Origin of the sequence: Chitinophaga sp. W2I13 (genome assembly GCF_050434005.1) — a bacterium.
Lineage (GTDB): Bacteria > Bacteroidota > Bacteroidia > Chitinophagales > Chitinophagaceae > Chitinophaga.
Window position 1 is genome coordinate 4,295,557 of the sequence record NZ_JBNPWD010000001.1, and the last position, 20,368, is coordinate 4,315,924.

The 20,368-nt window shown below is 47.1% G+C and carries 17 protein-coding genes; 12 read left to right on the plus strand and 5 right to left on the minus strand.

Going from position 1 to position 20,368, the window contains the following annotated elements; genetic code table 11:
- The first annotated feature begins 8 nt into the window (after window positions 1-8).
- From QFZ48_RS17945 to QFZ48_RS17995, 11 genes are all read left to right on the plus strand, one after another.
- Window positions 9-1,139 carry an XrtY-associated glycosyltransferase XYAG1 gene (locus tag QFZ48_RS17945; protein ID WP_429050694.1) on the plus strand — a complete coding sequence of 377 codons (1,131 nt, stop codon included), beginning with the start codon at window positions 9-11 and terminating at the stop codon, window positions 1,137-1,139.
- Window positions 1,140-2,045, plus strand: a complete 906-nt coding sequence (locus QFZ48_RS17950; RefSeq protein WP_370908274.1) for a glycosyltransferase family 2 protein — start codon at window positions 1,140-1,142, stop codon at window positions 2,043-2,045.
- A 6-nt stretch (window positions 2,046-2,051) separates the two neighbouring features.
- Window positions 2,052-2,633 (plus strand): WcaF family extracellular polysaccharide biosynthesis acetyltransferase, encoded by a 582-nt coding sequence (locus QFZ48_RS17955; protein ID WP_429050693.1) that lies wholly within the window; start codon window positions 2,052-2,054, stop codon window positions 2,631-2,633.
- Window positions 2,630-4,063: a capsule assembly Wzi family protein gene (locus QFZ48_RS17960; RefSeq protein WP_429063133.1), complete on the plus strand. Its 1,434-nt coding sequence runs from the start codon at window positions 2,630-2,632 to the stop codon at window positions 4,061-4,063. Before QFZ48_RS17955 ends, QFZ48_RS17960 begins: the two co-directional genes overlap by 4 nt.
- 18 nt (window positions 4,064-4,081) lie before the next feature.
- Window positions 4,082-5,317: a WcaI family glycosyltransferase gene (locus QFZ48_RS17965; protein WP_429050691.1), complete on the plus strand. Its 1,236-nt coding sequence runs from the start codon at window positions 4,082-4,084 to the stop codon at window positions 5,315-5,317.
- 34 nt (window positions 5,318-5,351) lie between these two features.
- Window positions 5,352-6,737: an undecaprenyl-phosphate glucose phosphotransferase gene (locus QFZ48_RS17970; RefSeq protein ID WP_370908270.1), complete on the plus strand. Its 1,386-nt coding sequence runs from the start codon at window positions 5,352-5,354 to the stop codon at window positions 6,735-6,737.
- A 58-nt stretch (window positions 6,738-6,795) separates the two neighbouring features.
- On the plus strand, window positions 6,796-8,937 hold the full coding sequence (katE, locus tag QFZ48_RS17975) for a catalase HPII (RefSeq protein WP_429063134.1): 2,142 nt from the start codon (window positions 6,796-6,798) through the stop codon (window positions 8,935-8,937).
- A gap of 61 nt (window positions 8,938-8,998) precedes the next feature.
- Window positions 8,999-9,664: an epimerase gene (locus QFZ48_RS17980; protein ID WP_429063135.1), complete on the plus strand. Its 666-nt coding sequence runs from the start codon at window positions 8,999-9,001 to the stop codon at window positions 9,662-9,664.
- 244 nt (window positions 9,665-9,908) lie between these two features.
- Window positions 9,909-10,598, plus strand: coding sequence for an NUDIX hydrolase (locus QFZ48_RS17985; RefSeq protein ID WP_429063136.1), 690 nt, complete (start codon window positions 9,909-9,911; stop codon window positions 10,596-10,598).
- 4 nt (window positions 10,599-10,602) lie between these two features.
- Complete coding sequence (locus tag QFZ48_RS17990; RefSeq protein ID WP_429050688.1) at window positions 10,603-11,148, plus strand: 2OG-Fe(II) oxygenase; 546 nt, start codon at window positions 10,603-10,605, stop codon at window positions 11,146-11,148.
- 8 nt (window positions 11,149-11,156) lie between these two features.
- Window positions 11,157-11,888 (plus strand): metallophosphoesterase family protein, encoded by a 732-nt coding sequence (locus QFZ48_RS17995; RefSeq protein WP_429050687.1) that lies wholly within the window; start codon window positions 11,157-11,159, stop codon window positions 11,886-11,888.
- A gap of 56 nt (window positions 11,889-11,944) precedes the next feature.
- Here the strand turns inward: QFZ48_RS17995 and QFZ48_RS18000 are convergent, their stop codons facing one another.
- From QFZ48_RS18000 to QFZ48_RS18020, 5 genes are all read right to left on the minus strand, one after another.
- Window positions 11,945-14,494: an outer membrane beta-barrel protein gene (locus QFZ48_RS18000; RefSeq protein ID WP_429063137.1), complete on the minus strand. Its 2,550-nt coding sequence runs from the start codon at window positions 14,492-14,494 to the stop codon at window positions 11,945-11,947.
- 96 nt (window positions 14,495-14,590) lie between these two features.
- On the minus strand, window positions 14,591-15,301 hold the full coding sequence (locus tag QFZ48_RS18005; protein ID WP_429050685.1) for a LytR/AlgR family response regulator transcription factor: 711 nt from the start codon (window positions 15,299-15,301) through the stop codon (window positions 14,591-14,593).
- A complete protein-coding gene (locus QFZ48_RS18010) occupies window positions 15,301-16,341 on the minus strand; it encodes a sensor histidine kinase (RefSeq protein WP_429050684.1) in 1,041 nt (346 codons plus the stop codon). The genes QFZ48_RS18005 and QFZ48_RS18010 overlap by 1 nt, the downstream gene beginning before the upstream one ends.
- 116 nt (window positions 16,342-16,457) lie before the next feature.
- Complete coding sequence (locus tag QFZ48_RS18015; RefSeq protein ID WP_429050683.1) at window positions 16,458-17,789, minus strand: ABC1 kinase family protein; 1,332 nt, start codon at window positions 17,787-17,789, stop codon at window positions 16,458-16,460.
- 5 nt (window positions 17,790-17,794) lie between these two features.
- On the minus strand, window positions 17,795-18,421 hold the full coding sequence (locus QFZ48_RS18020; protein WP_429050682.1) for a TetR/AcrR family transcriptional regulator: 627 nt from the start codon (window positions 18,419-18,421) through the stop codon (window positions 17,795-17,797).
- A gap of 543 nt (window positions 18,422-18,964) precedes the next feature.
- Between QFZ48_RS18020 and QFZ48_RS18025 the strand changes: the two genes are divergently transcribed.
- A complete protein-coding gene (locus tag QFZ48_RS18025) occupies window positions 18,965-20,365 on the plus strand; it encodes an RtcB family protein (RefSeq protein ID WP_429063138.1) in 1,401 nt (466 codons plus the stop codon).
- The last annotated feature ends 3 nt before the right edge of the window (window positions 20,366-20,368 follow it).

The following is a 20,368-nucleotide window of genomic DNA, read 5'->3' on the forward strand; positions in this document are numbered from 1 at the left end:
CCTTGTTTATGAAGATACTTTTTATTGTTCCTTCCTACAAACCGGCCTACGTGTACGGAGGCCCTATTGTAGTGATAGCGCGGCTGGCGGAGCAACTGGTGTTAATGGGGCACCAGGTGGAAGTATATACTACCACGGCCAACGGCGCCAGGGAACTGGATATAGCGGCTAACACCACGGTGATCATGGATGGGGTGAAGGTAACCTATTTCAAAAGGATCACCGGTGATCACACGCATGTGTCGCCGGCATTGTGGAAAGCAGTTTGGTCTAATGCAAAACAGTTTGATAAAGTACATATTCACTCCTGGTGGAATTTCCTGGTGATGGGCGCTTCCTTTATCTGTAAATGGAGAAAGCTAAAACCACTGTTGTCTCCGCATGGCATGTTTTGTGACTATGTGCTGACGGCGCGGAACAACCGTAAGAAGAAACTGCTGCACACGGTAATGGGTAAACGTTTGCTAAAAAATACTTACCTGCATGTATCATCGGAACTGGAGTGGAAGGAATGCCGGCAGGTGAATACTCACTGGGAGGGCGGACAGGTGTTTAACCTCGTGGATTTACCGGAGGGGAGTTTTGTGCGGAAAGAGAACGAGGTATTTACCATCAGCTTTCTTTCCCGGGTAGATCCCAAGAAGGGATTGGATCTGCTGATCCGTGCATTAGCGAAGGTAACATTTCCCTACCGGCTGCAGATCGCCGGCAGTGGTGATGCGCAGTATGTAGCAATATTAAAGGATTTAATTGCGTCGCTCGATATGGATAATAGCGTCGAATGGGTAGGTTGGAAAGGCAGTGAGGATAAATTTCATTTCCTCGCTGCCACCGACCTTTTTGCGCTAACCTCCCGTAATGAAAACTTTGCCATTGTAGTAATTGAATCGCTGTATGCCGGTACCCCGGTGCTGATCAGCGATCAGGTGGGACTGGCAACCTATGTGCAGCAGCATGATCTGGGCTGGATTACCGGAATCGATAGCGTGGAGATGATTACAGCGCAGCTCACTGCTGCTTACCAGGAAAAGGGGCAACGGCAAAGGATTACACGGTCTGCCCCTTTACAGATCCGTAATGATTTCAATGATGCCACGCTGGCATCGTCTTATGTAGAACTGTATGAAAAATGTAGCTAGATGAAGATCGCGGTAGTTATACTCACATTTAATGAATCGTTGCACCTGGCACGCTGCCTGGAGAATCTCCGGCAAATAACGGATGAGCTGTACGTAATAGATGCTTTTTCAACAGATGATACTGTAGCGATAGCGGAAAGATATGGCGCAAAGGTTTTTCAGCGTAAATGGGTGAACTATGCCAACCAGTTTCAGTGGGCATTGGACCATTGCGGCATTGAAACACCCTGGATCATGCGCATGGATGCAGATGAATACCTGGAACCCGGACTGGTAAAAGAAATCCGGCAACGGATGGATAAAGTGCCGGACGGTATAACAGGCATATATATACGCCGCAAGGTGTTATTCAAAGGTAAATGGATCCGCTTCGGTGGTTTCTACCCGCATACCCTGTTGCGGATATGGCGCAACGGGGTAGGCAGCATCGAACAGCGCTGGATGGATGAACATATTGTATTGTCCGACGGCGCTACGATGCTGTTTAAAGAACATATTGTAGACGATAACCTGAACTCCATTCACTGGTGGGTAAACAAACATAACAACTACGCCATCCGTGAAATGGTAGATCTGCTGAACATCCGCTATGGTTTCTGGCAAACCGATGAAAGGCTGCTGCGGGAGAGTGGAACACAAGCCAAACGCAAGCGGTTCCTGAAAGAGAAGGTATACGCTTCTATGTCGCCTGGAATGCGGGCCTCGCTGTACTTCCTGTTCCGCTATGTGCTACGTTACGGTTTCCTTGATGGCTACAAAGGCTTTCTGTTCCATTTCATGCAGGGGTACTGGTATCGTTTGCTCGTAGACGTTAATGTGCAGGAATTTCAGCAAAAGCTCGATGGAAACGAAAGCCGGGAAGATATTATGGCGTTGCTAAAACAGGATTATAACATTCATATCTGATATCACATGACCACTAATCTTGCTGCATTTAATACAGGCAGTTATTATGCCGGCCCTAAGTGGAAAGTGCTGTTATGGTACTTCTGTAACTACTATATTTTCAACAGTGCTTTCCCCTGGCCTTATGGGTTCAAAAGTAAGCTGCTGAAGCTGTTTGGCGCCCGTGTAGGGAAGGGACTTGTCATAAAAACAAAAGTGCGTATCAAGTATCCATGGTTGCTGACCATCGGCGATCATTGCTGGATAGGGGAATCGGTGTGGATCGACAACCTGGCTGCGGTAACGCTGGGAGATCATGTTTGTCTCTCGCAGGGCGCCTTGTTGCTTACCGGCAACCACGACTACAAACAACCGGATTTTCCTTACCGGCTTGGTCCTATTCATATTGAAAATGGCGCCTGGATAGGCGCTATGGCGGTGGTCTGTGCAGGTGTTACCTGTGGCAGCCATGCGGTACTTACGGTGAATAGTGTGGCATCAAAAGAGATGGAACCCTGGCTGATTTATTCCGGGAATCCTGCAGTGGCAGTTCGCAAACGGGAAATGAAGGGACATACAGTAACCCTGCTAAATACAGCGGCTATATGAAGAAATGGTGCTTACATATCGCGTTAATAATGGGCCCTGCCATGGCAGTGGCGCAGGTTCACTTTACGGATTCGTTGGAGGTGCATGCCGGTGCAGTAGGAACTGTTGCTTCGAAAGACTACCAGCCGCTCTGGCTCATGGCGAATCATTTTGGCACTATCAGCGATCGTAAAGGAGATGTATCTACCCATGTAGGCTTCAGCAACGGGCATGTATGGAAGGAGGATTATTACGTCAGGTATGGGCTGGATGTATACAATAACGACCAGTTTCATCAAACATTTATAGAGCAGGGATATGTGAAAGCCGGTTACAAGCACTGGGAAATCAGGGCTGGACGGTATGAGGAAATCGTCGGGGAAACAGACAAGGACCTCAGCAGCGGCTCTATGGGAATCAGCGGCAATGCGCTTCCCATCCCAAAAGTAGGCATCGCGGTAACACAGTATACCGATATTCCCTATACGAATGGTTGGCTGCAGTTCAAAGGACTCATCAGCCATGGCTGGATGGGAAACGACCAGTACATCAAGGATGCCTGGCTGCATGAGAAAAATTTCTATCTCCGCATAGGGAAAAGAAAACTAAAGGTATTTGGCGGCATACAGCATTATGCGGTATGGGGTGGTAACCGGAAAGACCTGCCAAAGATCACTGCCGACTGGCAGGGATTTATGGATGTGCTGCTTGTAAAAACGAAGGATGATGGAACCGTTGGCACCACCGATATACAGCCTAACCGTCCCGGCGATCACCGCGGTATTATAGAAGGGGGGATTGAGTGGGAAAATGACCAGTTGTCGCTTCGCCTGTATAATCAAACTCCTTTTGAATCCGGGCAGGGCATTGATATCCGGAACATCGACCGGCTCCTGGGCGTTGTGTATACCAATAAGCAAGCCGGCAGCTGGCTGGAGAAGATTACAGCAGAGTTTCTTTATACGAAACAGATGAATGATTTCTTCCCGTTGCACCAGCGCGAAAGCTACTACAACAACGGCGTATACCTTACCGGCTGGGATTATCATGAGCGCGTGATCGGCACGCCGTTGTTCATCGACCGGGATCGCGGACAGCATTACTTCCCCAGCATGAAACCGTTCAATTGGAATGATCCCAAGGATTCGCTGAGAGCAAAAGGAGGGAATATTATTAACAATCGTGTAATGGGAGTGCATATTGGCGCACTTTATCATCTCCCGAAAAAAATTACCGGCAGAACATTAATTACCTACACACAGAATTATGGTACCTACACCAATACCGCCCTTTTCAAACCAATGAAACGGCAATGGTATACACTACAGGAGTTCCAGTACCAGGTGTCGTCGAAAGGACTTGCCCTGAAAGCATCCATAGCAGTGGACCAGGGACAGCTCTCCGATAACGTGGGATTTATGTTAGGGGTATTGTGGAGTTGGCGGAAATAATATTTAAATATAACGTATATGGGCAAACGGATATTACTGATAGGCGGCAATTTTTCACCAGAGCCAACGGGAATAGGAAAGTACAACGGAGAAATGATCAGTTGGCTGGCAGATAACGGGTACGACTGCACGGTAATAACTACTTATCCCTATTATCCGCAATGGCAGGTGCAACCGCCCTATGAGCGCTCCAAGAACTGGTTTAAAAAAGAAGTACATCCGCAGGGGAAAGGAAAACTGACGGTATACCGTTGTCCGCAATATGTGCCTGCAGAGCCTTCCGGTAAGAAAAGAATGTTGCAGGATTTTTCTTTTGCAGCCGCTGCATTCGTAAAAGTGATGCAGCTGGTATGGAAAAAGAAATATGATATAGTAATTACAGTGGCGCCGCCGTTTCACCTGGGATTGCTGGCGGTCCTCTATAAAAAACTGCGGGGCGCCAGCTTCGTGTATCATGTGCAGGATCTGCAAATAGAGGCCGCGCGCGATTTACAGATGATCCGCTCCCCGCGGCTGATTAACACGCTGCTGAAACTGGAAAAGATGATTCTCCGGCAGGCGGATCATGTAAGCAGCATAGCAGACGGGATGATCCGTAAAATAAGTGACAAGGCGGGCAGGGAAGTATTTTATTTTCCAAACTGGGTGGATGTAACACAATTTCATCCGCTAACGGATAAGGCTATATTAAAGCAGTCGTTCGGTTTTTTGCCCACTGATAAAATTATATTGTACTCCGGCGCCATCGGTGAAAAACAAGGGCTGGAAGCCCTGCTGCATGCTGCTGCGTCCTGGCAGCACCGGGAAGAAATGAAATTCCTGATCTGTGGTTCCGGCCCATATAAAGCCAAGCTGGAACAGGTGGCATCGCAACTGCAGTTAAAGAACACGATCTTTTTTCCATTGCAACCGCTTGCACAGTTTAATAACTTTTTGAACATGGCAGACGTACACCTGGTCATACAAAAATCACACGCCAGCGATCTCGTGATGCCATCCAAACTAACGACCATACTTGCAGTGGGCGGTATTGCACTGATTACGGCCAATGAGGGTACCGGCCTGCATGAGCTGGTAAGCCGGCATCAGATGGGCATCCTCGTAGAGGCGGAAAACCAGGAAGCCCTTCAAACAGGAATAGGCAGGGCCGTATGGGAAAATACTGCCGACATTGCAAGGAATGCCCGTGAATTTGCAGCCAGCCATCTTTCTATTTCGGGTGTGATGACGCGCTTTAAAGAACAGGTGGCGTAGCGCTTTCTTTTATTGATCAACCATATTCTATTTTATGCTGAACCGGTATCTCAAAATTTGCAGTATCCAGTTGATTGTGCTGGATTTTATCTGGCTGAATGTATTGTTTTTTTTAACCAGCTCCTGGTTGCAGCGGTACGACCGCATGCAGGATATTAATGTGGATATTTTCCTCGTGGTATCAAATCTCTCCTGGCTGGTTGCTTTATACACTACCGGTATTTATTTCCTCAGTCAGCAGTTGTCGTTTGACCGAATCGCCCGCAAAACCATACAGAGCATATTGTTGTACCTGTTGCTGTTGTTGTTGTCCTTGTTTCTGACCAAGCAGTTATATTCCCGGTTGTTTATCCTGAGCTATTGCTCCAGCTTCCTGTGCATGGTATTGCTGGGCCGGTGGCTTTTTTACAAGGTTACCCGGCATATCCTGCATCGCAGCGGCGTGGAAAAGAAAGTGGTGATCCTCGGGTATAATGATCTTTCCAAGCAACTGGCGGATCAGTTGATAGGGGATAACAGCAATCTCAAGTTCGAAGGTTATTTTGAGGAATACAGCAATGTGCATGAATTGTCTTATTACCCGGTGATAGGCAACCTGGAGGCTTGCGTGCCTTATGCACAGTCTAACAACATCCGTGAAATATATTCTACATTATCTCCCGAAAAATTTCCTTACCTGTATACTTTGGCAAGGGAAGCAGAATTAAACCTGATTCATTTCCGCTTTGTGCCCGATTTCAAGTTGTTTGTAAACAGGCAGATCTTTGTGGATTACTTTAATAACATTCCCATTATTTCATTGCGTTCTGAACCGTTGGATGATATTGCCAACCGCATCCGTAAGCGGGTGTTTGATATTATCTTCAGCAGTCTTGTGATTGTTTTTATTCTTACCTGGCTGATCCCTTTGTTGGCGCTGCTGATCAAGCTGGAGTCGCGGGGACCGGTGTTTTTTATTCAATATCGTACAGGCCGTAATAACCTGAACTTCCCCTGTTTGAAACTGCGGAGCATGTATGTGAATAACGAGGCGAACGCGAAGCAGGCCACGCGGCACGATAGCCGGTTTACGCGGATCGGGCGTATCCTGCGTAAAACAAATCTGGATGAAATGCCGCAGTTCCTCAATGTTTTTATGGGGGATATGTCTATTGTAGGTCCCCGTCCACATATGCTTCGTCATACCGAAGAATTTTCCCGGGTGATCCAGCAATACATGATCCGTCATTTTCTGAAGCCCGGTATTACAGGATGGGCGCAGGTTTGCGGTCTGCGTGGGGAAATTACAGAAGAATCGCATCTGCGCAAAAGGATTGAACATGATATCTGGTACATGGAAAACTGGTCTGTATATCTCGATCTCCGTATTATATTTTTAACGATCAGGAATACGATTAAGGGAGATGAAAATGCGTTTTGAATAGGTATGGTTTGTGTGAATGATAGGGTCCTGCCTCATCATTAAAATCACCAAAACCATGGCAAAGAAAAAAAATCCTATTATCGGAACGTCAAACAGGAAAGTGGATAGTCTTACCCCGCATACAGAAGAAGGGGTGGACCAATTCCTGACAACTAACCAGGGAGTGCGCATTAATGATAACCAGAACTCGCTGAAAGCGGGCGAACGTGGTGCGTCGTTACTGGAAGATTTTATTTTAAGGGAGAAAATTACACACTTTGACCACGAACGCATCCCCGAAAGAATTGTGCATGCACGGGGAGAGGCCGCTCACGGCTATTTCCAGGTGTATGAGTCTATGGCGAAGTATACAAAGGCCGGTTTCCTGCAGGATCCGTCGAAACAAACGCCGGTATTTGTCCGCTTTTCCACAGTAGCGGGCTCACGCGGCTCTACTGATCTGGCCCGTGATGTGCGCGGCTTTGCGGTGAAATTTTATACAGATGAAGGGAATTATGATCTTGTAGGTAATAATATGCCGGTGTTTTTTATACAGGATGCCATGAAGTTCCCGGATTTTGTGCACGCCGTTAAACCGGAACCACACAACGAAATGCCCCAGGCTGCTTCCGCGCATGATACTTTCTGGGATTTTATATCCCTTGCGCCGGAAAGCATGCATATGATCATGTGGGCAATGAGTGATCGCGCTATTCCCCGCAGTTTGCGCATGATGGAAGGATTTGGGGTGCATACTTTCCGTTTTATCAACGCGGCAGGCGAGGGCAGCTTTGTGAAATTCCACTGGAAGCCTTTGCTGGGCGTTCATTCCGTGGCATGGGATGAAGCGCAGAAGATCTCCGGGAAGGACCCTGACTTTCATCGCCGCGACCTGTGGAATGCCATTGAATCAGGCGCCTTTCCCGAATGGGAGTTTGGTGTGCAGATAGTTGCAGAAAAAGATGAACATAAATTTCCGTTCGATCTCCTCGATCCCACTAAAATAATTCCTGAAGAAGTAGTACCGGTAATGCGTATCGGAAAAATGGTATTGAACCGTAACCCGGATAATTTTTTTGCAGAAACAGAACAGGTGGCCTTTCACCCCGGGCACCTCGTGCCAGGTATAGATTTCACTAATGATCCGCTGTTGCAGGGAAGATTATTTTCCTATACGGATACGCAGTTATCAAGACTGGGCAGTCCCAATTTCCACGAAATCCCCATCAACCGCCCGATAGCGCCTGTGCATAATAATCAGCGCGATGGTCACATGCGGCAAACCATCAACCGGGGTGAAACTGCTTATGAGCCTAATACGATCAGCAATGGATGTCCTTTCCAGGCAAAAATGAAAGACGGCGGTTTTACTTCTTATGAAGAAAGGATAGATGCTAAGAAGATCCGTGGCCGCAGCGAAAGTTTCTTTGATCATTTCAGCCAGGCTACTTTATTTTATAACAGTCAGTCGGAACCCGAGAAAAGGCATTTGATCAACGCCCTGCGTTTTGAACTTGGCAAAGTAACCCGTACGGATATACGCGAGCGGATGGTCGGGGTCTTGACACAGGTCGACCGGTCACTTGCCGCGCAGGTGGCTGAAGGCCTGGGATTACCAGTCCCGGAGAAACCAGAGTATCCTGTTAACCACATACGGCCTGCGGATGCGGATGTGGAAAGTTATGAGCCGAGAACCGTAAAACAGCAGGTAGATACTTCTCCGGCGTTGAGCATGGCCAATACCGTGAAAAATACGGTGAAGTCGAGGCAGGTGGCTTTCCTGGTAGCAGACGGCGTTTCCGGCAAAGACATCGCTCAGATGAAAGCAGATCTGGAGGCCGCAGAAGCGCAGGTGCAGTTGATAGCGCCAAAGCTGGGTATCATAAAGGTAGATGGCGGCGCAGACCTCGAAGCCGATCAGAGTTTTCTTATGGCAGCATCTGTATTGTTTGATGCGGTATATGTACCAGGAGGCAAGGCTAGTGCATCCGTGTTAGCCAAAGAGCCGGCAGCGCTGCATTTTATCAACGAAGCCTATAAACATTGCAAGGCGATTGCGGTAAGTGGTGAAGGCGTAGAAGTGCTGAAGAAAACCTATCTGCAAACAGAAAATAATGAACCTGGTCTGTTGCTGAACAAAAGTAGTAATGACTTTATAAACGCCATTGCACAGCATCGTTTCTGGGAAAGAGAAGTCAATGACAGCATCCCGGCATAGATATTTTATTAAGTTAAATGAAAGGTTTAAATTCAGGGATATCTGAAATTAAAATATTCCTATGGAGATAAGAGCCATTATTACAGGAAGTACCGGGATGGTAGGAGAAGGGGTGCTGCACGAATGTTTACTTCATCCGGATGTAAAGGAGGTGTTGGTGATTAACCGCAGGCCCTGCGGCGTGCAGCATCCCAAGCTAAAGGAAATCATTCATGAAAATTTTTATGACATGCTGCCTATCGCCACAAAGCTGCATGGATATAATGCCTGCTACTTCTGCCTGGGTGTTTCTTCTGTGGGAATGAAGGAGGACCGGTATAAGCGGGTCACCTATGATCTTACCATGGAAGTGGCTAAAACACTGGCCGCGCTTAATTCAGATATGATCTTTTGCTATGTTTCCGGTGCGGGCACCGACAGCTCGGGGAAAGGGCGCAGCATGTGGGCGCGGGTAAAGGGCAAAACCGAGAATGACCTGCTGAAGCAACCGTTCAAGGCGGCGTATATGTTCAGGCCGGGGTTCATGCTGCCTACCGATGGACTGAGGTATACCCAGAAATACTATAAGTATATGACCTGGGCTTACCCGTTCTTCCGGCGGGTTTTTCCACAGTGGGTGTCCACGCTGGCAGAAGTAGGGCAGGCAATGATCAATGTTACCCGTTTTGGCTACAAGAAACCGGTGCTGGAAGTAAAAGATATCCTGACTTTGGCCCATCATCCATAAATACTGGTAACCTTCGGGATAGCGGTCTACTTTATATAGATACCGGGGTGTATATTTGCATCTTGTTACTTTAACAGTGTAACAGTTGTAGGTTATGAGATGACTGGAATAATCCTATCCCGGGTCCAAATAAAAAAAGGCGGTGCTTCGGCGCCGCCTTTTTGTTTACAGATAAAATCCCCTCATTTTTAGGTTATCTCCCTAAAAAATCCTTAACTTCACGTTAAAATGACGCAAACAGAGTATGAAGTCTTTCCACGAGTATAAGAACCCCTCCCTGGCGGTAGACCTGGTGGTATTTGGTTACCACAACAATACCTTGTCGGTATTGCTGCTGAACCGTAAGGAGGAGCCGTTCAAAGACTGCTGGACCTTACCGGGCGGCTTCCTGCAAATGGAAGAGACCTTCCTGGACACCTGTTCCCGCATCCTGCAAACGAAGCTGGGCATGAAGGAAGTATTTCTCGAACAGCTTTATTCCTTTGACGCACCCGACAGGGATCCGCGTGGCCGGGTAATAGCTGTGGGATATTACGCACTCATTAACCCCGCTAAATTCGATGTGGTGGCTGGTAGTATGGCCAACGATGTAAAATGGTTCAATGTCAGGAAAATGCCTGCCCTGGGCTTCGACCATAAACATATTTTTAAACAGGCGCAGCAAAGGCTCCGGTCAAAGATCCAGTATTACCCCGTAGGATTTGAATTGCTGGATGAACTGTTTACCATTACGGAGTTGCATGAACTGTATGAGTGTATCCTGCAAACAACCATCGACCGGCGCAACTTCCGCCGCAAAATATTGGACGCCGCCTACGTGATCAACACCGGCCTGAAACGTGAAGGGTTGAAGAACAGGCATCCTGAACTGTACAAGTTCAATAAACAACTGAAGAAAAATAGTTTCCAGATCAATATTCCCACTGAAACCTGATGTTATGGAAAAAATCACTTACACCTCCGAAATTTTGACCGTCAAAAATTTCCTCAGCACGGAAGAATGCGCCCAGCTCATAGAAAAAAGTGAAGCAATGGGCTACGAGGAAGCCACCGTAGACGTAGGCGGCGGTGTACAACGGATGATAAAAGGTGTACGAAATAATGAACGGGTCTTGTATAAAGACCTGGCTTATGCTACCTTTATCTGGGAACGGCTGAAAAATTTTGCTCCAGAAGGAAAAGAAAACAGAACGGCCTCCGGTGTGAATGAGTTGTTCCGGTTCTATAAATACAGCCCGGGACAACGCTTCAAAATGCACAAGGACGGCAGCTTTGAGCGGAACAGGTTTGAAGCCAGCCAGTATACTTTTATGATCTATCTGAACGAAGCATATACCGGCGGGGAAACCATTTTTGCTTCCGGCGAAATTATCCGCCCGGAAACAGGTACCGCCCTGATATTTCATCACCCGCTGCGGCATGAAGGTGCATTGCTTACCGCCGGTGTGAAATATGTGCTGCGAACAGACATTATGTACAAATAAAACAAAACATGCCCGCAACCTACGTAATAGGTGATATACACGGTGCGCTGAAAGCCCTCAAACAGCTGGTAGAGCGTATCGCGCCGAAAACAACCGATACACTGATTTTTTTAGGTGATTATGTAGATGGATGGTCTGAGTCTGCCGAAACCATCACCTGGCTCATGGAACTGGCATCACAACACACCTGTATTTTTATAAAAGGAAACCACGACGCCTGGTGCGAATCCTGGCTGAATGGCATAATGCCCGAAGCCTCATGGCAACGCAACGGTGGCAAAGCTACGGTAGACAGCTTCAATAAATTATCGCCCGCAGCGCTGGAAGGCCACAAGGAATTTCTGAACCGCATGCGCATGTATTACATCGATGACCAAAACAGGTTGTATATACACGCCGGGTTCACTTCCACCCACGGCCCCGCCCATGAAAGGTTTGAACCCATGCTCTATTGGGACCGAAGCCTGTGGGAACTCGCCCTGGCAATGGACCGCAGCATTCCGAAGAACTCTATGTTTTATCCAAAACGACTGCTGCAGTTCAAAGAAATCTATATCGGTCATACCCCTAGTCTTAATTACGGTGAGGAACTCCCCATGATCGCCTGCAACGTGCATAACATCGACACCGGCGCGGCCTTCAAAGGCAAAATATCCGCCATGAATGTGGATACGAAGGAAGTGTGGCAAAGTGATGCCGTGTATTTGCTATATCCGGGGGAGAACGGCCGGAATCCATAAAAAAAAAGCACCGGAATGCCCTCGCATTCCGGTGCTTTAAACTTTAAAGCAACTTCTTACTGAATCACTTCCTGCATTCCCTGCATGCCTGCACCCATGTTCTTTCTCTTAAACAGGCTGGCGTCAATTTTACCAAACCGGTAAGCAAATGTCAGGCGCATCATCTGCGGGTCGCGGAGGCGGCTGTAATACTGCGTGAAATAATCGCTTTGTGAATATTGGTCAGACCAGCGTGTCCTGAAGATATCATTTATACTAAAGGTCACCGAAGCCGCATTGTTTTTCAGGAAGCTTTTTTTGATGGCGGCATCTACACCATAAAAAGAGGCGATGTAGCCCTGTGAAGCATTCTGCGACTGCTGCATAGGCGGACCGGCCTGCACGTTCTTGTTGTCATTCACCGGCAGATTGGTTTTCGACTGGTAAGTGCCTGTGAGCTGCACTTCAAAATTTGCCGGCAGCTTAAAGGTGCTGTTGAGCTTACCAAACCAGCTCCAGAGCGCATCCTGCGATTGCGTTACATTATCTGTATTGATCTTCGAATTGTAGAGATTCACATTCGCGGTAGCACTCCACCATTTGGTGAAATTATACATGGCAGTCACTTCCGCACCGGCAGAATAGCTGGAATTCGCATTGATATAAGTGTTCACCAGCAGTTCCTGGCCATTTACCGGATCGGTTTCCTTTGTGAGGTAACGGGTGATCAGGTTGTTGGTATGCCTGTAGTAGAGAGATGCCAATATGGTATTGTTTCCTTTCAGCGTTTTCAGGTACGACATTTCCAGTGAAGTGGTGAACTCCGGCACCAGCCCGGGGTTACCTTTGGTAATGTTCAGCTTATCGGTAGAGTCGGTGAACGGAATCAGCTGGAAGAAGTTAGGCCGGTTAATACGACGGGTGTAGCTCACCTGCAGTTCCTGGTCGTGTTTCAGCTTCTGGCTTAAAAACAGGGATGGGAACAGGCTTACCGGGTAGTTGTTGGAGAAATGCTGTCCGTTGTTGAGCAAATCACCCGTGTAGTTGGAACTTTCTGCACGTACACCTACTTTATAACCAAAATTACCAATGGTGTTGGATATGCTTACATAAGCGGCGTATACATTATCACTGTTTTTATAATTATTGGAGGCGGCCGGTATCAGTACATATTCCTTTGTTTCCGGGTCCAGCATATAGTTGTTGAAGTTGCTCTTAATTTTACGGACAGAGGCTCTTAACCCGGTTTCCAGCTTTAATTTACCATTGAAGGGCTTTACATAATCCGTTTGGATGGTCATAAAGCTCATGGCGCCATTACCCAGGATCTGTTGTATATCGCTGCCGCTGATGTTGCTGCCGGCATAACGGTCGGTCCGGTAGTCGGAGTTATTATCGCTCTTTCCGCCAAAATAGTTGAAGTCGGCGGTCAGTTCTTCCCCTTCTTTAGGGAACAGGTGTTTCATGCCCAATACCACGCCGTTAGCGTTGAACTTGTTATGGGAACTGGAGTTACGCTGACTGAAGGACCTTATATCACCGGCTTTATTCAGGGTGTCGGTATTAATATCGATCCTTTCAGAAGGGTTCATGGAGCCATGCACCTTGATCCCGGCCACAGACAAGGTGATACGGTTGGTAACAAACCAGTCCAGTCCAAGTTTACCAAAAACGAAACCGCCATCTGTTTTGTTGGCGTTGTATTGGTTGATGTTGGTAGCCGGTTCATCTGCAAAGTTGTTACGCTCGGTGGTACCATTGGTACGTCCTTTCATCTGGTTGCCCATTACGCTGGCGGAAATATTTACCTTATCCTGGCGCAGGTTAAAGTCCGCGCCGCCGTTTACAGCGCCGCGTTTATCGACACCGGCGCGCAGGTTACCGTTGTAACCCGTTTTGCGATTCTTTTTCAGCACAATGTTCAGGATACCGGCGCTACCACCGGACGCATCGTATTTGGCGGAAGGATTGGTGATCACCTCTACGTTTTCAATCGCATCTGCCGGAATCTGTTCCAGGGTAAGGGTGGTCGGGCGCCCGTCGATATACAGCTGCGGGGCGCTGTTACGCAGGGTTACATTTCCGTCGATGTCCACATTTACAGAAGGCACGTTTTTCATCACATCCAGCGCGGTACCACCGGCGCTGACGATGTTTTTCTCCACGTTAAATACCTTTTTATCGATATCCATCTGCATCAGCGGTTTGGTGCCGGCTACAGTAACGCCTTGCAGCTGGGTGGTGCTTACTGCCAGCTTAATATTGCCGAGATCCTTTTCAAAAGGAGGAAAGGTCACCGGTTGTTCCACAGTTTTGTACCCGGTGGCAGTGATCCGCAGTTTCAGCGGGCCTCTGGCGGGAAGGTCCTCCAGGCTGAACTCACCATTACCTTTGGTCAGCACGCCTTTCAGCAGTTTTTCCTTCATTTTTTTTGTGGCGCTATCCATACGGTTCTGCAGGATAATTACGGAAGCATAAGGAACGGCTTTACCATCGGGGTCAATAATTTTGCCATATACATGGCCGCTCATGCCCATACCCATCGGCATTTTGGCGCCTGCGGGAGGCTGAGCTACAGCACTCATTGAAAGCAAAAACAGGGTGATAAACAAATAAATCTTTTGCATTTTATATAAATTCAGATCATGCAAAAGTATACCCACCAGATGGATAAAATAAATTAAATGAGATGAGTGGGGAAAAAACTGCTACGAACTGTCGGATCACTGACCGGCCTTTCCGGCAATAGCATATACCGCATCACGATAGGTGTCGCCCACCGGGAATTCCAGCGTATCGAGGAATACACTGTTTTTCCGGATAGCAGTGATGGCGGCAATGGAAACGATATACGACTTGTGCACACGCACAAACCTGGAGTTGGGCAACTGCTCCTCTAATCCCTTGATACTCATGCGTGTAATGATCGGTTTGGGATTGCTGTTCAGGTGGATTTTTACATAGTCTTTTAGTCCTTCTATCCACCGGATATCGGAGTATACTACTTTCAGCAGGCTGTAATCTACATTTACAAAAAAGAAATCAGCCTCTTCCCGGGCTGTTTTTCCACCTGTTTTGAGCAGGAAAAGCTCCTGTGCTTTATTACAGGCTTTGATAAAACGCTCCAGGGACACCGGTTTTACAAGATAATCCGTTACTGCGAGATTGAAGCCTTGCAAGGCATATTTTTCATAGGCCGTAATCAGTATCACCAGTGGTTTATTGGGCAGTGATTCCAGGAACTGTAACCCCGTAAGTCCCGGCATCTGGATGTCCAGGAAGATGAGGTCCACCGGCTGATGCCGCAAAATCTCCATCGCCTCAAATGCGTTGTTGCATTTGCCGGTGAGCTGCAGGTATGGAACCATGCTGATATTGTCTTCCAGCAGGTCCAGCGCTAACGGTTCATCGTCTATGGCGATACATTTCATCATCAGTGGAGATTTAATTGCAAGGATACTATAAACCAGTCATCTTTTTTATCTATATGCAAAACATAATTATCTCCATATAACAAATTCAAACGTCTTTTTACATTGGTAAGACCTATGCCACTGGTTTTATCTTTTATTTCGGAAGAATCTTTATTGAAACGGTTCTGCACAGAGAAAAATAATTTGTCATCCCGCGTATATAGCCGGATATCTATCGTAGCATCGGTGATCATGCCGGTACCATGCTTAAAAGCGTTTTCCACAAAGGGAATCAGCAGCATCGGCTCTATTTCATAACAAGTGTTGCCCGTTTCCAACGATACCTGGATAGTTACATTTTTCCCGAAACGTTGCTGCTGCAGGTCGATGTAACTTTGCAGGTATTCGGTTTCTTTTTGCAACGGAACTTTGTCCTCATCCGCTTCGTACAGCATATAACGCATCAGCGACGAAAGCTTGATGAGGGAAGGTTCCAGCACATCCGACTTTTTACGCGCCAGCGACACCATGTTGTTGAGCACATTAAACATAAAATGCGGACTTACCTGCGAACGGAGCAGCGACAATTCCGTTTTCAGCAACTCATTTTCCCTTGCACTGCTTTGTCTTTCCAGCTTCATTTTATCTACAATCATCTGAAAGGCGGTACTAGCCGATAGTACAAAGAAAAAAGTGAAGAAAGTGAACAGGATGGCGGGTTTAATATCTATATGATGCGGTTTCAGGAATATCTTTTCAAAACCATACCGCATGGTGCACATGAAAATAAATACCCCTATTATGTAAAGGGTATAATCGAAAATTTTCTTTTTATAAACCAGTTTCGGAATAAATACCCAGGCGTTCAGGTAAAAAAACACGACCAATACCAGGTAGGTAAAATACATATACAGGGTCCACGCCTGTTTTTCATTCATGAGATCCCTGTCATATTTTTCGTTGGTAGGATGTAACAAATAGGGAAGAGAGAAGAATATCAGCCATGCGAGTATATGCCTGGCTACTATTGCCCATTTCTGCTGGTACCATTCCTGTTTCATGGCGGCAAATTAGGGGATTTGTATAATTATCAAGGCAGAGTTGCGACCAATTGTAATAATTCTACGACTAACACGGAAAAGAACAAAGCTTTCCAGGATTTTTCCCGGAAAGCTTGTTAAGCAGTTTTCCTGGCGGTCATCAGTTCCTGTATCCTGGCGGGGCCGGTGACTACATTCGCCTTCAGGTCGCTCAGAATGGAGTATAACCCAAAATAGGTACGGTTAATATAAAGACTATGCCTGGAGCCACGCGCTACCTTTGAATCACGGATCTCTTTCATATTGTAGAGTTCATCCATGTAGGCATATATTTCATTAAAATAAACTTCGTTGCCGAAATCAAAGTTGTCCAGCGTAAAGGGAAGGGTCAGCAAATCGATCATATGCTGGAAAAGGCCGGAGAAGAATTCCACCTCTTTGGGGCTGTCCGACGGATGAATCATTTCCAGGTTGGTATAGATCTGGTGCCGGCGTTTCTCGTCTTTTAACACCTCTTTGTCAACCAGCAGGAAGTAATTCTCATAGAAATCTTCCGGTATTTCCTTTACACAACCAAAATCAAAAATGCCGACAGTGCCATCCGGGCGCATCAGGAAGTTGCCGGGATGCGGGTCTGCATGCACCTGTTTCAGGCTGTGTACCTGGAACTGGTAAAAGTCCCAGAGGGCCTGGCCAATTTTATCCCGCACTTCCTGCGAGGGGTTGGTCAGCAGGAATTCTTTCAGATGCTGACCATCCAGCCAGTCCATGGTAATGATCCGGTCCGACGACATTTCAGGGTAGTAATCGGGAAATTTCAGGTTAGGAATATGCGCGCATTCCCTGGAAAGGTCCATAGAACGGCGGAGTTCCAGTTTGTAGTCGGTTTCCTCCAGCAGCTTACTTTCTATTTCGTCAAAATATTTGTCCATGTCTACCTCGTTCATGCCCACAATGCGGATGGCAAAGGGTTTCACAATACGGAGGTCTGACTTTACGCTATTGGCTACGCCGGGATACTGGATCTTAACGGCCAGCTTTTTACCATCTTTGGTGGCTTTATGCACCTGCCCTATGGAGGCAGCGTTAGAAGCCTGCAGGTCAAACTGGTCGTACAGCTGTGAAGGCGATTTCCCCAATGTCTTTACAAAAGTATTTACTACCAGCGGGCCGCTCAGCGGGGGAGCGCTGTATTGCGACATGGCGAATTTTTCGGTATAGGCTTTCGGCAGCATGCCTTTATCCATACTCAGCATCTGCGCCACTTTCAGTGCGCTGCCTTTCAGGTTACTCAGCGTATCGTAAATATCCGCGGCATTGTCCTGGTGAAGCTCTTCTTTGGTGGTAGAAGGATCCATCAGTTTGCGGGTGTAGTGTTTGATATAGTTGGTACCTACCTTAAGTCCTGTCGTAACGAATTTGCCTGCCCTTTCCACTTTGGAAGTGGGAATATTGGATTGTTCTTTCATGATGCTTATTTCCGCGTAAAAATAAATTTCCCGAAGTCCAGCAAACTATCCAGTGTATTGGATTTGATCAGCTGGAAGCTCAGGTTAACCGCTTTTTCAATGGCGGCATCGGTCATTTCAAACTGGTTGCTGGTATCATCCAGCCAGTATTTCAGCACAAACAGGGCCTGTAACCAGAAACCATGTACATACTGGTCGGAGATATATTTCCTTTCCTTGATTTCGCTGGATTGATAACCTTCTTTCACCAGGTCGCTTACATACTTGCTAAACGCGTGACGGAAAGTTTCCAGTTTGTTGCGGTACAGGTCCGGTAACCGGAAGTGTTTGCGCTGTAATAACAGGTAACTCCGGTCTTCCTTTAGCTTCTGTACCCAGAGAAAATAAAAGGCCAGCAATTTTTCCTGCGCATTATATTGCTGATAAATTTCATCTGCATGCAGTTGATCCAATGTTTGTTGGAAGATAGCTAACCAGATGTCTTTTTCTACCGCTTCCAGTGAACTGTATTGTTCATAGAATTCGGTTTCAGAAACGTCTACAAGTTTGCAGAGCGCATAAACAGAAACGGGCGCTTTGCCGTTTTCCAGCCAGTACACTTTATAGGCGTTGCGGATGAGCTGTTTGTCCATAAGAAAAAGTTTTATAATGTTGATGTAGCCCGTCCGGAGCGGGTTCCGGAGGTTAAAAATGCGGGTACATACAAATTTACGTCATGCACAGTTATAAACCCTTTTTTATAGGCTGGAGAAATGTTAAAATCTGCGACTATCTGCGCTAAAATTATTATGTGAAAAAAATGCGGCTGTATTTATAAAATAGCTATATCTTTGCACCCGAATTCCTTATTCTTCATCTTTTTAAATACAAGGAATCATGACAGAACGTACCCACATATCGCTCCTTTCGCTCCTTGCCTGATCAGGCAAACGTTGCTGCTTACCTTTTACATAAGCCGGAATAATACTTGCATGGATCTTATACTTTTTGTATAAATACATTTCGTATATACGGATACGTTAGTGCCCCCGTTTGCTTTATCTTTCCTTTCAACGGAAGGTGTGTTCCTGCACGGAACAACATTTACATTCATTTATATTTAATACCGCACCGGGTTACCGGCGCCGCTGTGGTGTGCCTTTAAAGGCCGCATCACCGCACATACATCACCTTTTATGGGCAGTATAAAAACAAAAGAACTTAGTAAAATAGGTTATACAAACGACCAGGCCAGAAGCCTCGTCATTAATATTATATCAAAGCATTTCAAACACGAAGCGAAGGCAGATCTTATGGCGCTGTTAACCGCCATCAAAGCAGATCCGGCCAGCTATCGCTCTCACGGGATACTGGGAAAAATAGCGGACACCTTTATGGATGAACCGGTGGAATGCAATTTTCAGTCGTACGACCTGCTGGAAAAAACAGGCCAGCTGAAAGTATACGGCGCCAAAGAAATAGAACGCTCCGCCAAACAGCAAATGGAAACGGCGATGTCTTTGCCTGTTACCATACAGGGCGCCCTCATGCCGGATGCACATACGGGCTACGGCTTGCCTATCGGTGGCGTATTGGCTACCGATAATGCCGTGCTGCCGTTTGCAGTAGGCGTGGATATTGGCTGCCGCATGGCGCTCACCATCTCTGATGAAGGCGAAAGCTTTTTAAAACGCTTCTCTCACCAGGTAAAAGTGGCGTTGAAAGAATACACGCACTTTGGGATGGAAGGCGGACTGGAATTTCCACAGGAACATGAAGTGCTCGACAGCACAGCGTTCCAGTCGACAGAACTGTTGCGGAAATTACAGGCCAAAGCTGCGCGGCAGTTAGGTTCTTCCGGCAGCGGCAACCATTTTGTGGAATTCGGTTTAATAGAACTGAAGGAAGACAATGCCTTGCAGCTACCACCCAAAAAGTACCTGGCATTGTTGTCGCATTCCGGCAGCCGTGGCCTGGGCGCTAACATCGCGCAGCATTATACCCGCATCGCTATGGATACCTGCAAGCTGCCAAAGTCGGCGCAACAGCTGGCCTGGCTGGATCTCAACAGTGAAGCGGGTCAGGAATACTGGCTGGCCATGAACCTGGCAGGTGATTATGCCAAAGCGTGTCACGACCGCATTCACCTCAACCTCATGAAGGCACTAGGTTTGCAGTCGCTCGCAAAAGTGGAAAATCACCACAACTTTGCCTGGAAAGATACCCTGGCAAACGGTCAGTCCGTGATTATTCACCGCAAAGGCGCTACCCCGGCTCATGCCGGCGAAATGGGCATCATTCCCGGCAGTATGTGCACTGCGGCCTACCTCGTAATAGGAAAGGGCGTGGACAATGCTTTATACTCTGCCTCCCACGGCGCAGGAAGAGCTATGAGCCGCAAAAGAGCCAAAGAAAGCATGACCGTATCCGGTTTGAAAAAAATGCTGGCCGCTGCAGGTGTTACCCTCATCGGCGGCAGCGTGGAAGAAAACCCGCTGGCGTATAAAGACATTGAAGATGTTATCAGCGCACAGCAGGAATTAGTAGACATACAGGGCCGGTTTATGCCCGCCATTGTAAGAATGAATAAAGACTAACAA